The following is a 13,371-nucleotide window of genomic DNA, read 5'->3' on the forward strand; positions in this document are numbered from 1 at the left end:
AGCTAGCTATCACGCTTTGATAGAAATGCATAGAGTAAAAACAGCAGAGCAATGCCACCGCCGATGATCCAAATCACTTCAAAAGGCTCGCCGATATACCAGTGGTAGCCTTGCTCTAGCCCCTTGATGATAGCAGCAAACATTAGCACCACCAGCCCAATAGCCATCAAGGCACCACCAGCCCATATCACAAGCATCAAAACAATGATCCAAAAAATAAAGGTCAAAATCCCCATTATTTCTTCTCCTTATCGTATTCGGCTTTCGCGCTATTTACATAGCTTTTAAACATATCTGGCGTGAGGTCTGTAATTATGCTTGTGAGATGATCAAAATTTTTATCAAGGTAGGCAAGATAGGCATTGCCTATTACTTTAGTCGAGCCAACAGCGATTGTAGCATTGATCACTCCGCCTGCTATGCTCCCGGGACCGGGGATAAACTTAAGCAGATTTCCTGCAATCTGCGCTAAAAAGCGCGCCCCAAACGCCGCGCTTACGACAGAAGCAAGCGTGGCGACAAGCTGGGCGGCATTTTCCTTCTTCATATCAATGCCAAAAATACTATTGATATGAAGAATCATATAAACCTGCAAGCCTGTCAAAATCCCTATATTAGAAAATGGTATAGGTGCGGCACCAGACAAGCTTGATGATACGGCATAGCGGTTGATGATGGTTTTCGCATAGGCTAGATTGGCTTTGTGCCGCTGCTCCTTGTCGTGGGCTTGGAAGCGTGCTAGGGCGTTTGCCTGTGCTTCTCCCATAAGTTTATAAGATTTGTCTAAAAGCTCGTTAAGCCCCTTTGGCTTTTGCAAATTGCCATCATCATCTTCTATCTCTAAGGCTCTTGTGCGCTCTATGTGAGTCTCACCTAGCTTAAGCTCTTTTTGCACAAACTCCTTGAAGCTTTTGCCATTTTCATCTTTGTCTTGGGAGGCTTTGGTGATCGTGGCGATTATGGGGAAGTTTTGGGATTTGATAAAGTCAAAGAGATCCTTTTCTGCTGGCTCTAGTCGGCGTGAAGGCTCTGCGATACAAAACCACACGATATGGATCTGCTCTTGCGGGTCTTTGGCGTGATTATCTCGCAAGAAGCCCTTCACTGCTTCAATCGTGCTAGGGTCTCCTAGCTCTAGCCCCTTGGTATCATAGATGGTAAGATCTGGCAAGCTAGCAGAAGTGTAAGCTGTGATCGCTTGGGTGATAGGCTTGCCTGTGCCTGTTTTAGCTAGATTTTCGCCAAATATCGCGTTTATCAGCGTGCTTTTGCCATTGCCGGTTTTGCCTGCGATTAGGATATTTAGCTTGGTGGTAGAATCCTTTTTGATTGTGTTGTAATGACTCAATGCTTCTGTGAAAAGCTTCTCGTAGTCTATTTGGGTTTGTTGTGGTGTCATACGATCTCCTTCGTGCAAAAGTGTATTAAATCAAAAAAAAAAAAACGAGCTTAAATTTTGCGTATGCGTGCTTGTGATGGCATTTAGCCAATCTTTTGCCAAATGCGCTCTATATACCCTATGATAAGCACTAAATAAATTGGCGATACAAGGATATTTGCAATTATCACAAAAAGCCCAAGCCCCTCCATAAAGCTCTGTGGCATTCGCCATTCTTGTATGCAGGGATAGCCTTGAACGCATAGATATAGGCATAGTGAAAGCTGCAGCAAATAAAGTGTCGCTATGGCAGCAAGTGCCAACCATTCCAATGCGAACCATTTCATAGCTGCTCCTTTGGTGTGGTGTATGAGATTGTATCCCACTAGGCTGACAGGTTTTGTCATAGAAGTTACTAGCAGATACAGCAAAAGTGGATTCTATGGGGTTTGGCGATTCAGTCTTGGGCGAGCAATGCGGCAGTAAAGCAAGCTTTGTAAAGCAAACCAAGCTTTTTGAAGTAAAACAGGCTTTGTGAAAACGCCCATTTTCTCTCACTCGCGAGCCGATGAAGTCGGCGTGGCAAAGCGCAGCTTCTTTAGTAATCCATAAAAACAAAGCACAATCCTAGAATCCACTTTTTCAAAAAGTGGATTCTAGGAAAATACCGCAATTCTAAAACAGCCAGCAAAGGATTCTAGGATTTACGATGAGAAAACCAGCGAAGCGGTGCAAGGCGGGGCACGCAAGCAGGTTTCTTTAGTAAAGCAGGGTTGTGCAGTGGCGAGCAAGGAGATAAGACTTGCGGTCTATCGCACGAGCTAGCCACAAGCTCCCTGCTTTATCGCGTAAAGCCAAATCCTCTCCCTTTTTACTCATAGCGCAGGGCGTTAATAGGATCTTGCATCGAAGCTTTTTTGGCAGGCAAGTAGCCAAAGATTATGCCAATTAGCACAGAAATACCAAATGCCATAAACGCCACGCCTATATCAAACACAAATGGCAGCACCATAATATAGCTAGCAAGCAGTGCGCCAAAAAATCCAAGCACGATCCCAATGCACCCACCAAGCGAGCTAAGCACTATGGATTCTACAAGAAACTGCATAAGCACTTCACTCTCTAGCGCGCCGATGGCAAGCCTAGTGCCGATCTCTCTGGTGCGCTCTGTTACAGAGACAAGCATAATATTCATAATCCCAATCCCCCCTACAAAGAGACTTACACTTGCAATCGCCCCTAGAAATAGGGTCATTGTTTTGGTTGTTTCTTCCATAGCTTTTGCCATCTCTTTGGTATCCCAGATTTCAAATAGCTCTCTTTGCCCCTCTTGTGCTGGGCGGATTTGGAGCATTATCTGCCGTAGCTTTGCCACTGCGCTGATACTATCGACTCCATCATCAAGTGAGATAAGCACTTGCGAGATAAAAAATGGGCTAGTAGTCCCAAAGACAAAGTTTGAAAAGGCTTTTAAAGGCATAAGTATTACATTATCTTGATCATTGCCCCTTCCGCCTTGCCCTTTAGATTCTAGCACGCCTACAACCTCGCACATACTATCGCGGATACGCACTCTAGCTCCAAGGGGGTTTTCTTGGCTGAAGAGCTCTTTTACCGCACTTTGTCCTATCAAGCACACACGCGCCCCTGTGCTATACTCTCTCTCTTCTATGGCGCGTCCAGATTCTAGCTCCCACGCACTAGCCAGCAGGTAGTCTTCATCAACTCCGCTAATTTGCACTTGAGCGTTTTTCCCACCATAGCGCACAAGAGTTTCGTTGTATGCCACAGGAGCTACTGCACGCACAGAGGTTAGATTGTGCTTTAGGATCGCGACTTCTGCGCTGCTAAAGCTACGCTTTAAGCTTGTGCCTCCACTGCCAAAGCCACGCGCTGGGTTTAGCATAATGATATTGCTTCCTAGGCTTTTGATTTGGGTTTGGATATTTTGCTTGACACCATTGCCGATAGCTATCATCACCACTACGCTTATCACGCCGATAATCACCCCTAGCATTGTCAAAAATGCGCGCAAGAGATTGCGGCGGATTTGTTTGAAAGCTAGGAGGAAGGAGTTTAGCAGCATTATTTATCCATTTGGCTGGGTGTTTGGGGGCTAATGCTAGAATCCACTTTTCTCTCCTGCTGGATTTGCCCATCAAGGAAGTGTAGCTCCCTTGAGGCATAGCGTGCCATATCGTGCTCGTGCGTTACCATAAGGATTGTGATGCCTAGATTTTGATTAAGCTCGCTAAGTAGCTGCATAATCTCCACACTGCGCTTAGAATCCAGATTTCCCGTGGGCTCATCAGCGATGAGAAACATCGGCTCTTGCGCGATTGCCCGAGCGATCGCCACGCGCTGCTGCTGTCCGCCGCTTAGCTCATTGCTTAGATGATGCGACCACTCTTTTAGTCCTACCATTTCTAGGGCTTGCAGGGCTTTTTGCTCTCTTTGGTGCTTGTGGATTCCGCGGTATAAAAGCGGCAGCTCGACATTCTCTAGCGCGGAGGTGCGTGAGAGCAGATTGAAGCCTTGAAAGATAAAGCCTATGTAAAATCGCCGTAGCAAGGCTCTTTGCTTGCGTGAAAGGCTGGTTACATCTACGCCATTAAAGACATAGCGACCGCTTGTGAGCGAATCTAAGCAGCCAAGGATATTTGCAGTGGTGGATTTCCCCGAGCCAGAAGGACCCATAAGCGCGACAAACTCGCCTTGCTCTATGGCGAGATTGACCCCGCGCATAGCTTGGTAGCCTGCTTTGTAGGTTTTATGCGCATTTTCTAGGAGGATAAAGCTCATTGCTTTTGGCTTGCTTGTGTGATGATTTGGGTATTTTCTGGGAGCTTTGGGCTAAGGATTTGGGCATTTATGCCATCATTTATGCCTACTTCTACCTCTATGGGGGTGGGGCTGCCATTTTCTAGGATATAGATGGTTTTGCTAGGCTTTTTACTCGCTTTTGCGCTACTTTTGCGCGGCGGCGGTGGAGTGGAGAAAGAAAAGGATCGTTTGCTAGCCTCTTGCTTTGGCGGCTCGAAAAAGAGCGCGCTTACAGGGATTGTCTGCACATCTTTTTGTGTTTGGATAATGATATTTGCACTAGCACTCATACCCGGGCGAAGCAGCTTGGCTTGGTTATTGACTAGGATTCTAGTCTCATAGCTTATGATGTTGTTGCTAGTATCTTCTGTGGCAGCATAGCTTACGCGATCGACTTTAGCACTAAAGTCTGTATCCGGGTAGGCATCGACACTAAAGCGCACGGCTTGCCCGATTTGCACCTTGCCTATATCAGCTTCAGCGACATTGACAACTAAACTCATCTCTTCAAGGCTTTTTGCTAGCTTAAATAGCGTGGGCGTTTGAAAGCTTGCTGCCACGGTCTGCCCCGGATCAATACTGCGCTCTAGCACGATACCATTGATAGGGCTTAGGATTATGGAGTTTTTTATATCAATTTCACTGCTTTTGACATCTGCTTGTATATTTGCGATATTTAGGGCATTGACTTGCGCACTGCTTAGGGCGTTTTCATACTCTAGCTTGGCGGTTTGTAGCTCTAGCTTTGAGGGGGATTTGCCTTGTGTGCGCTTATATAGCTCTTGCAGTCGGTCGTAGTTCCACTTGGCTTTTTCTAGGGTTATTAGGCTAAGCTTGTGCTGGGCTTTGGCGGATTCTAGGGAGGCTTTTTGCTTGTTTAGGGTTTGATTAAGCTTCTCTGGATTTATGGTCGCTAGCACCTGTCCTTCTTGCACGCTATCATTTATATCGACAAGCACCTCTTGGATACGCCCAGAGATCTGGCTACCTACCTCAACGGTATCAATGGGCGAGAGTGTGCCAGCAGCAGAGACGATTTGCGTGATTGTAGCAGTCTTTGGCATAGCGGTTTTGTAGATGTATTTGGGCGTGCTAGGATAGAGCCACCAGATGATCCCCCCAGCCACTAGACAGATAAGCGCGATAGATAGAAAAAGCCATTTGCGCTTTGTGTGCTTGGGGTAGAGCTTGGCATACATATCCTTGGCTAAAACACTCACGACATATCTCCTAGATACTTAGCAATGTGGGTAAAAATTGTAGCAGATTATAAACGCAGAATGTGAAGCGATGATGAAGTGCTAGAAATGCTTATGCAAGCAGGCAATGATCTCATAAATATTATCGATTTTGCCGCCCATAATGGTGCAAAAGCCCGGTATCCCATAGTCTTTGGCAAAGATTATGGGTCTGCCATCATCGATTTCATTGTGCGTGCGGAGTGTTTTTATCTCATAGAGAGAGTCGATGTATTGCAGCTTTGATAGGCTTGGGATATAGCGCATAGCATCGTGGCGCATAAGGGGGAATTTGGATTCTAGCTTGTATGTGGTTGTAGGGCTAGGGTGCAAGAGAGAATCTAGCAAGGCATAAGGATCAGCATTGCCTAGCTCGGTGCTTGTCGTGCCACTCCACGCGCAATGCGGCGTATAGCGGACATGGCTTAGTGTGTAGCAATCTCTAGCAGGGTAGGGCATAAGGGAGAAAAATGCCCCATCCATAATGGTAAAGCTTATTTTAGACAAAGACTCTGGCGGGCGCACCAAAGCCATTTCTGTAAGCTCGTATTTGAGCGGGAAGGGCGGGAGATTTGATCTGTGCAAAAGGGCGTTGATCCCAGCATAAGTGCAGTTTAGCACAAGCGGGGCGTGGAAGATCTGCTCTCTTTGCACGCTAGATTCTAGCACGCTCACCCCTACCTCCCCTTGATCGCTAAAGACTCGCAGAGCCTGTGTGTTTAGTGCGATTTGGACGCGATTTTTGCGCAGGCTTTCTTGCAGGATTTGGCGCAGGATATTGGCGTTAAAGGCATATTCTTGCACGCAAAACACATCTTCTATCAGCGCATTATCGCACAATGATCGCGCCATATCGCTTGCTGGCTCAATGGGGATAGAAAACTGCTTAAAAAGCCGATAAAACTGCGTGGCAGAAGTTTTGGAGCCGTATTTGGCTATGGCATAGTATTTTTCAAAGCTGCTATCAATCGCAGGAGCAAACTCATCGCAAAATCGCGCAAAATGCCTAGCACTGCTTAGGGCGGTGCTAAGGGAGCGTGGGTAGTGGTAGCCATTATGCACGCGGGCTTGATTATGCACGCTAGCACGCAGGAGCAAATCGCGCTCTTTTTCTATGAGAAGAAGCTTTTTGTGCGTGCGCGACATTGAGCTTGCGATATATGCGCCAAAAAACCCACCCCCTATGATAATGCAGTCGTAGTGTGTTGCAGCTTTTTTGGCGGATACGGCTTTTTTGGTGGATTCAGCTTTGCGCGATAAATCGTGGATTGCTTCGCGCGTGCTGCGGTTACATACGCCAAGTATGCGCCCTTGCACGCGCTCGCAAAACCCCGATTTCTCATCGCAAATCCTAGAATCCTTTGCAGGCTCATTTAAATTTGCTTCGGTGCTAGAATCCACTTTTTTACTAGCGGCGTTTTTGCTGTCATTGCGAGCAAATGCGCTAGCAGTGGCGTGGCAATCCATAGATTTTGCGTTAGCAGAATGGCTTTCCCTAGAATCCGCTTTTTTGCTCTCATTGTAAGCTTTGCTTTGCCAAGTGTGGCAATCCCCAAAATCTGCGGAATGACTACCCAAAACAAGCGAAGCATTCGGCATTAGCCGATGTTTCTTTAGTAAAGCTGAATCTAGCAAGCAGGCTGTCCTCTCACATATATTTGTATGCGCCACATAATGCATATCCTTAGCTAGATTATCGCTTGCTATGAAGCTCATAAATGTCGCTAGGCTATGGGCGAGATTATCCCCCTCATCAAAGATAGGTAGGCTGGATTCTAGGGCGTGGTCTGGGCTAGAATCCACATAAGAGAGTGGGGCTGGATCTAGCATATTGACTTGCAGGCAGGACTTTTTGCCAAAGAGCCTTAGCACTCTTTGGCGTTTGTGGCTAAGCAAGGAGCATTCTAGCGATATGGGGATAGATCTCTCTGCTTGCTTTGCGCATAGCCTAAGCCTAGCACTTAGCTTTTTTTGATCTAAAAACACGCATTCTTGCACTTCTACATCTGCGATAATGCCAAGCTCTTGCATTAGAGCAAAAACGCTTAGATAATGCACCCCTAGCACTTCAAGCACGCTTTCATTTTCATAAAATTTCCCATATTGGGTGATTGTGGCGCAGATGGATTCTAGGGGCAAGCCTTGGCAAAGTAGCAGCGCGTGGCGGATCGATGGGCTTAGGGTGTAGATATAGTCGGTGAAAAGCACGCGGCTATGGGCTGTGGCTAGGGATACAAGCTCGCTGTATTCTTGGGCGTTGCTGGTGGCTGGCTTTTCTATGAATGTATGGCAGTGGGCTTGCAAGGCGGCTCTAGCTAGCTCAAAGTGCGAGTGCAAGGGCGTGGCGATGAAGCATAGATCTGCTTGGCGCAAAAGGGCAGGGAGGTCGCTTGTAGAGGTGTTGGCTATGGCTAGGATCTCGCAGTGCTTGGCGATATAGGGGCGTAGAATCTGCCCAAAGTATCCGCTGCCTATAAGCAGGGCTTTGTTGAAATTATGGGATTGTTGGCGTGGCTGCATTGGCTTTAGCTTTTATGGGCTAGGATCGCGCGGCGCAAGTGGCGTAGCCGGTAGATTTCTTTTAGGTAGATTCTAGCAAGCTTGGCTACTTGCACCTTTGAGCCTAGTGCGTCATCTTCCCAGCGCACGGGGATTTCTTCAATCTCTATGCCTAGGGCTTGGGCTTGGATAAGCATTTGCGCGCAGTAAAACCAGCTAGGATCATCGCTGCATTGTTGGCGCAAGAGTGCGGCTATATCGGCGCGGTAGAATTTAAATCCACACATCGCATCGCTAAAGCTTGTGTGTAAGGCGGCTTTGATGATGGTGTTGAGTGTCTTGGAGGTGAGCTCGCGCAAGAGCTTGCGTCCTACGACTTGCGAGCCTTGAAGCAGTCTTGAGCCTACGACTATGGGGTGTCCTTGGCATAGCTTGGCATAGACTTCAAGCAGGTGAGTAAGGTCGGTGGATAGGTCAATATCCATATAGCCGATAAACTCGCAAGGGCGTGGGAGGGAGGCGTTGTGGTCTATGCCGGCTTGGAGGGCGAGACCTACGCCTTTTTGGTTTAGGCGGAGGTATTGGATTTTTGGGCTTGTTGGCGTTGGCTTTTGCGCGCTTTTGGTGGATTCTACGGCGCGGGCTTGCTCATTATCACCCAGATAAATCCCTGCGCCCGCGCCTTGAAAGCCCCCAAAACGAAGTTTCTTTAGAAAATCATCGCAAAATCCTTCCGCCTGCGACTTGCTCACATTTGTGGCGTTTTCCCCAGAATCCACTTTTTTGCTGTCATTGCGAGCAAATGCGCTAGCGTTTGCGTGGCAATCCACAAATTCTGCGCTAGCAGAATCAAACCCCCTAGAATCCTCGTTTGCTTCCGCCTGCGACTTGCTTGGATTTTTAGCGGTTTGGGTAAAACCCCTAGAATCCACTTTTTCAAAAATGGATTCTAGGCTGTGGATCGCCACGCTCGCTACACTCGCTCGCGATGACAGGAAAAGGGCTTCATCGGCTCGCGATGACAATTCTTGCATAGCTTGTTTCTCTTCAAAGATTCTAAGATTTTTGCTTGTTTGTGGATTCTCATTCCGGGATTCTAAGATTTTGGAGTTAGAATCGTGGCTTTGCAAGCCGCGCAAGGAGATAAGACTTGGGCGTCTATCGACACAGCGCGGCGCAGCAATCCGCGATTCTAGCCCAAAACCAGCGATAGCGGTGCAAGGCGAAGCCGAAGCAGGTTTCTTTAGAAAAGCTGAATCCCTTGTTAGCGACAAAGCGATTTCTTGCGTAGCATCACTAGATCCATTATCAACGATCGTAAGCATACAGGGGATATTATGCTTGATCACAAATGCCGCAAGCGTGCGCACGCCAGATTCTAGGCGGTCTTGCTCATTGAGCACAGGTAGCAGGATATTTAGTGTCTTTGGCATTAGGACTCCTTGATATTTGGCTCGACATAGTCTAAGACCACAGAGCTTTGCTCATCGATGATCTCATAGATGGCATCTTTTTGCCGAAGTAAGATTATGCGCATATACTCGCCAAAAATACAGAGCATAGAAAATAGCCCGATATTGCTTAGCACCATATAGCTAGAAGTTGAGGTCCAGCCTTGGGCTATATGGGGCATAAAGTAAAAGGAGATTATGATATATAGTCCATATAGTGCATTAAAGATCGCAAAGCCCAAGCATAGCCCTGTGCCTAGCCGCAGCAGCTTATAAGAGCGACCAAAGAGCATATCAAGCCCTAGATTGATCGAATCTAGCAGGGATTTTTTGGGGATTTTGGTGGGGGTGTAGGGGTGCTCACAGATCTTTAGCGTGCTATCAAAATCGATAAATCGCAAAAGCTTAATGTCATCTTGCGTGCGTAGTAGCACATTGATCGCCCTGCGCGATAGCACGCAAAACTCGCTAAACTCCTCTCTATATGCCCCATCGCTAAAGGCTCGCAAGAGCTTGTAAAAAAGCTTTGAAGTGTATTTTTGCGCAAAGTTATAGGGCTTGCTCTTGCGCGTGGCTATGGTGATGTCATAATTATGGCAGGATTCTAGCATTGCAAGTGCGACTTCAAGCGGGTCGCTCTGCAAATCCATAAACAGCACATAATCCCCAATGCAATGCCGCAAGAAAATCTCATAAGCGATAGAGCCTAAACGCTTAGGGCTTCCAGCCATAGAGCGCACTTGCAGCACGCGGCAATTTGGGATGGTGTGGGTTATGCTGTTAGTAACGGGGGGGGGGGGGGTAATATTAGGGATTCAGCTTGTGGGCTAGAATCGCGGATTTCATCGCCGCACTGCGTCAATAGACCTCTAGTCTTATTTTCCTTGTGCGGCTTGAAAAGCCACGATTCTAGCTCCACAATCTTAGAATCCTGTGCTGGCTCATTTAAATTTGCTTCGGTGCTAGAATCCACTTTTGCTTCCGCGTGCGAGTCGTTTAGATTTTTAGCATTTTTGGCAAAAATCTTAGAATCCTGTGCGGAGTTGTTTAGATTTTGAGCTTCCCTAGAATCCACTTTTATGCTGTCATTGCGAGCAAATGCGCTAGCGTTTGCGTGGCAATCCATTGTTTCACGACTAGAATCCTTATTTTGTGTATGGATCGCCACGCTCGCTACACTCGCTCGCGATGACAGGAAAAGGGCTTCATCGGCTCGCGATGACGGAGAGCGTGTCGCTTGTGATGACAAAATGGATTCTAATGGGGGGTTGTTTTCACTCTCTAGCGTAGGATTTAGCAGCACGATCTCAAAATACGCAAACCGCGCCCGCAATGCCTCATACAATGCCCGCAACGATGATAGAGAGAGATTATGGTGCAAAAGCGCGACAGAGATAATATGCTCTTTGGTTGATATATGCAAGATATTTGCCTTTTGTGGGATAGGGCATTATAGCATAGATTTGTTGGGGGCGTTTTGGCAGGCGTTGTGATAGGTGGCAATGATGCGCTTCATATCATAGTTTGCACACACAAACTCCCTTGCATTTTGCCCCATAAGCTCTTTTGCCACAGAATCTAGCGCGATAAATGCCTGAAACGCCCCTGCTAGAGACTTTACATCTCGCACTTCACATAAAAAGCCATTAGAGTAGCCATTGTCAAACTCTCTTACCAAATGCTTGCAGCCACTTGCCTTGCTTGTGATGATTGCTTTGCCCATACTCATCGCCTCTAGCAGAGATACACTCACCCCCTCTCTGTAGCTTGGCAGCACCACACAAGAGGCAGATTCTACAAAGGGGCGGACATCTTTTGTCTCGCCTAGATACTCTATGATCCCTTGCTTTTCCCACGCTAGAATCTGCTCTTTGCTTATCGCACTAGGATTGTTGCAATCGCTTGAGCCTAAGAGCTTAAAGCGGATTTTTAGCGACACGGCATTGTTTATGCCCCCCCCCCATTAGATTCTATCTTATTAGCCTTTTGCATAGATTCTTGCACCATTTTTGCCGCTTCTACAAACTCGCCCACGCCCTTATCCCAAAGCATTCTAGCCACGAGCAAAAAGACAATTTCCCCTTGTGTCTCTTGTGTTTGTAGTGCAGGATCCTTGCAAACCTTAGGAGAGAAATACTCCGTATCCACCCCCTCACTATCAAGCAAAAATGCCTGATCTTGTGCGATAAGCTTGTGGGATAAAAACTCTTGCTTGTCATCATTGTTTAAAAACCACACTTCTTGCGTGGCTTTAAGGGCAAAGCGATACATAAGGCACACAATGAAGCGTAGCACACGCTTTTTAAGGCTGCTTTTTTCACCCTTATCATTGATGAATACATAGCCAAGCCCTGTGATGATGGCAATATTTGGGATTTTTAAGGCATTACACACGCTTGAAGAGTAAATAGCTGGCTTTATGGTGTAGTTAAACACAAGAGCTGGGCGTATGCGTCTTAAGAGTTTGTAGAGTGTATATGTGGTGCGGAAGTCTTTCAACGGATTGAGTGAGCGAGAATCTAGGCGGATATTATGCGTGGTAAAGCCCTCTTGGTTTAGGGAGCTTGTGCTTGCATCAAAGGGGGCTATGATATGGATAGCAAAGCCACTTTTTTGCAAGGATTGCAGGACTTGGAGGCGGAAGTTATACATACCAAAACAAGTATTACTCACAAAAACTAGGTTTGTGAGCGATTCAGCTTTTGGGCTAGAATCGTGGATTTCATCGCCGCGCTTGTGCGATAGACCACCAAGTCTTATCTCCGCGCGCGGCTCGAAAACAAGCGAAGCGGTGCAAGGCGAAGCCGAAGCAGGTTTCTTTAGTAAAAGCCACGATTCTAGCTCCAAAATCTTAGAATCGCGAGGGCTTTTACTAGAATCCGCTTTTGCTTCCGCGTGCGGCTTGCTTAGATTTTTAGCGTTTTGGGTAAAAATCCTAGAATCCTGCGCTTGCTGGTGTAGATTTGGGGCTTCATCGCTAGAATCCACTTTTTTACATATTGTGTTTTTATAGTCATTGCGAGACACTGCGCTAGCAGTGGCGTGGCAATCCATAGAATCTAGCTTGGCTTCCGCGTGCGACTCGTTTAAACTTTGGGCGTTTTCCCTAGAATCCACTTTTTGAAAAACGGCGTTTTTATTGTCATTGCGAGCGGATTGAAAATCCGCGTGGCGATCCATAGATTTTGCGTTAGTAAAAAGAGCATTCCTAGAATCCACTTTTTTACTCTCATTGTAAGCTTTGCTTTGCCAAGTGTGGCAATCCCCAAAATCTGCGGAATGACTACCCAAAACAAGCGAAGCGTTTGGCATTAACCGATGTTTCTTTAGTAAAGCTGAATCTCTCTTAGTAAAACTAGATTCTAGGATTGAAGTAACTGCCCTTGTATAGTGTGCAATAACCCTTGATATACAAAAGCGAGCTTTGACAAAAGCCCTAGCATTTGCTCCCATTTGTGTTAAAGTGTTTGGGGCTGTGTTTGGCAGTGTGTTTGAGGCAAGCAGGGTCATCGCAAGGCTTAGAGCGTGTGCGTCTTTAGGCGGGATAAGTATGCCATTTTGCCCGATAAGGAGATTTTTATATGCTGTAAAAGGTGGGGCGACACACTCCTTGCACCCTGCGATATTTGTGGCAATGATTGCTTTGCCCATACTCATAGCTTCTAGCAAAACTCTAGGCACACCCTCTTTATATGAGCTTGGCAGCACCACACAGGAGGCAGATTCTACAAAGGGGCGGACATCTTTTGTCTCGCCTAGATACTCTATAATCCCTTGCTTTTCCCACGCTAGAATCTGCTTTTTAGGTATCGCGCTAGGATTGTTGCAATCGCTCGCGCCTAAGAGCTTAAATCTAGGGAGCTGGAATTTAGGGGGTTTAAGGCATTTGCGTGGGATTTTAGGCGGCATTGTATCCACCTAGCTTTGCTTGTAGGGCAAAAGAATTGTCTAAAGCAAAAGAAGCGAAGCGATAAGATGGAGC

General features: G+C 46.8%; 12 protein-coding genes. All 12 read right to left on the reverse strand.

The features are described 5' to 3' along the window. Positions 1–2 precede the first annotated feature (2 nt). The 12 genes from DX060_RS06675 to DX060_RS06730 all read right to left on the reverse strand — a co-directional run bounded on the left by DX060_RS06675 (position 3) and on the right by DX060_RS06730 (position 13,298). The gene (locus DX060_RS06675; protein WP_115011728.1) at positions 3–236 is read right to left on the reverse strand and encodes a hypothetical protein; all 234 of its coding nucleotides are present in this window, start codon (positions 234–236) and stop codon (positions 3–5) included. Further along, a complete protein-coding gene (locus tag DX060_RS06680) occupies positions 236–1,399 on the reverse strand; it encodes a YcjF family protein (protein ID WP_115011729.1) in 1,164 nt (387 codons plus the stop codon). The genes DX060_RS06675 and DX060_RS06680 overlap by 1 nt, the downstream gene beginning before the upstream one ends. A gap of 30 nt (positions 1,400–1,429) precedes the next feature. After that, a complete protein-coding gene (locus tag DX060_RS10865) occupies positions 1,430–1,996 on the reverse strand; it encodes a hypothetical protein (protein ID WP_147278789.1) in 567 nt (188 codons plus the stop codon). A 253-nt stretch (positions 1,997–2,249) separates the two neighbouring features. Beyond that, entirely contained in the window at positions 2,250–3,464 is a 1,215-nt protein-coding gene (locus DX060_RS06690; protein WP_115011731.1) for an ABC transporter permease, read from the reverse strand. Next, complete coding sequence (locus DX060_RS06695; RefSeq protein WP_115011732.1) at positions 3,464–4,180, reverse strand: ABC transporter ATP-binding protein; 717 nt, start codon at positions 4,178–4,180, stop codon at positions 3,464–3,466. The genes DX060_RS06690 and DX060_RS06695 overlap by 1 nt, the downstream gene beginning before the upstream one ends. Continuing rightward, positions 4,177–5,421: an efflux RND transporter periplasmic adaptor subunit gene (locus DX060_RS06700; RefSeq protein ID WP_115011733.1), complete on the reverse strand. Its 1,245-nt coding sequence runs from the start codon at positions 5,419–5,421 to the stop codon at positions 4,177–4,179. The genes DX060_RS06695 and DX060_RS06700 overlap by 4 nt, the downstream gene beginning before the upstream one ends. Positions 5,422–5,502: 81 nt before the next feature. After that, positions 5,503–7,959 carry an FAD-dependent oxidoreductase gene (locus DX060_RS06705; RefSeq protein ID WP_115011734.1) on the reverse strand — a complete coding sequence of 819 codons (2,457 nt, stop codon included), beginning with the start codon at positions 7,957–7,959 and terminating at the stop codon, positions 5,503–5,505. A gap of 5 nt (positions 7,960–7,964) precedes the next feature. Continuing rightward, positions 7,965–9,371 carry a glycosyltransferase gene (locus DX060_RS06710; protein WP_115011735.1) on the reverse strand — a complete coding sequence of 469 codons (1,407 nt, stop codon included), beginning with the start codon at positions 9,369–9,371 and terminating at the stop codon, positions 7,965–7,967. Beyond that, positions 9,371–10,120, reverse strand: a complete 750-nt coding sequence (locus DX060_RS06715) for a glycosyltransferase family protein (protein WP_115011736.1) — start codon at positions 10,118–10,120, stop codon at positions 9,371–9,373. Before DX060_RS06715 ends, DX060_RS06710 begins: the two co-directional genes overlap by 1 nt. A 41-nt stretch (positions 10,121–10,161) precedes the next feature. Next, complete coding sequence (locus DX060_RS06720; RefSeq protein ID WP_115011737.1) at positions 10,162–10,812, reverse strand: hypothetical protein; 651 nt, start codon at positions 10,810–10,812, stop codon at positions 10,162–10,164. Positions 10,813–10,839: 27 nt separating this feature from the next. Beyond that, the gene (locus tag DX060_RS06725) at positions 10,840–11,328 is read right to left on the reverse strand and encodes a glycosyltransferase (RefSeq protein ID WP_181814223.1); all 489 of its coding nucleotides are present in this window, start codon (positions 11,326–11,328) and stop codon (positions 10,840–10,842) included. A gap of 8 nt (positions 11,329–11,336) precedes the next feature. Beyond that, a complete protein-coding gene (locus tag DX060_RS06730; protein ID WP_115011739.1) occupies positions 11,337–13,298 on the reverse strand; it encodes a glycosyltransferase in 1,962 nt (653 codons plus the stop codon). Between the last annotated feature and the right edge of the window lie 73 nt (positions 13,299–13,371).

This window comes from Helicobacter canis, from assembly GCF_900451095.1.
Classification (GTDB): domain Bacteria; phylum Campylobacterota; class Campylobacteria; order Campylobacterales; family Helicobacteraceae; genus Helicobacter_B; species Helicobacter_B zhangjianzhongii.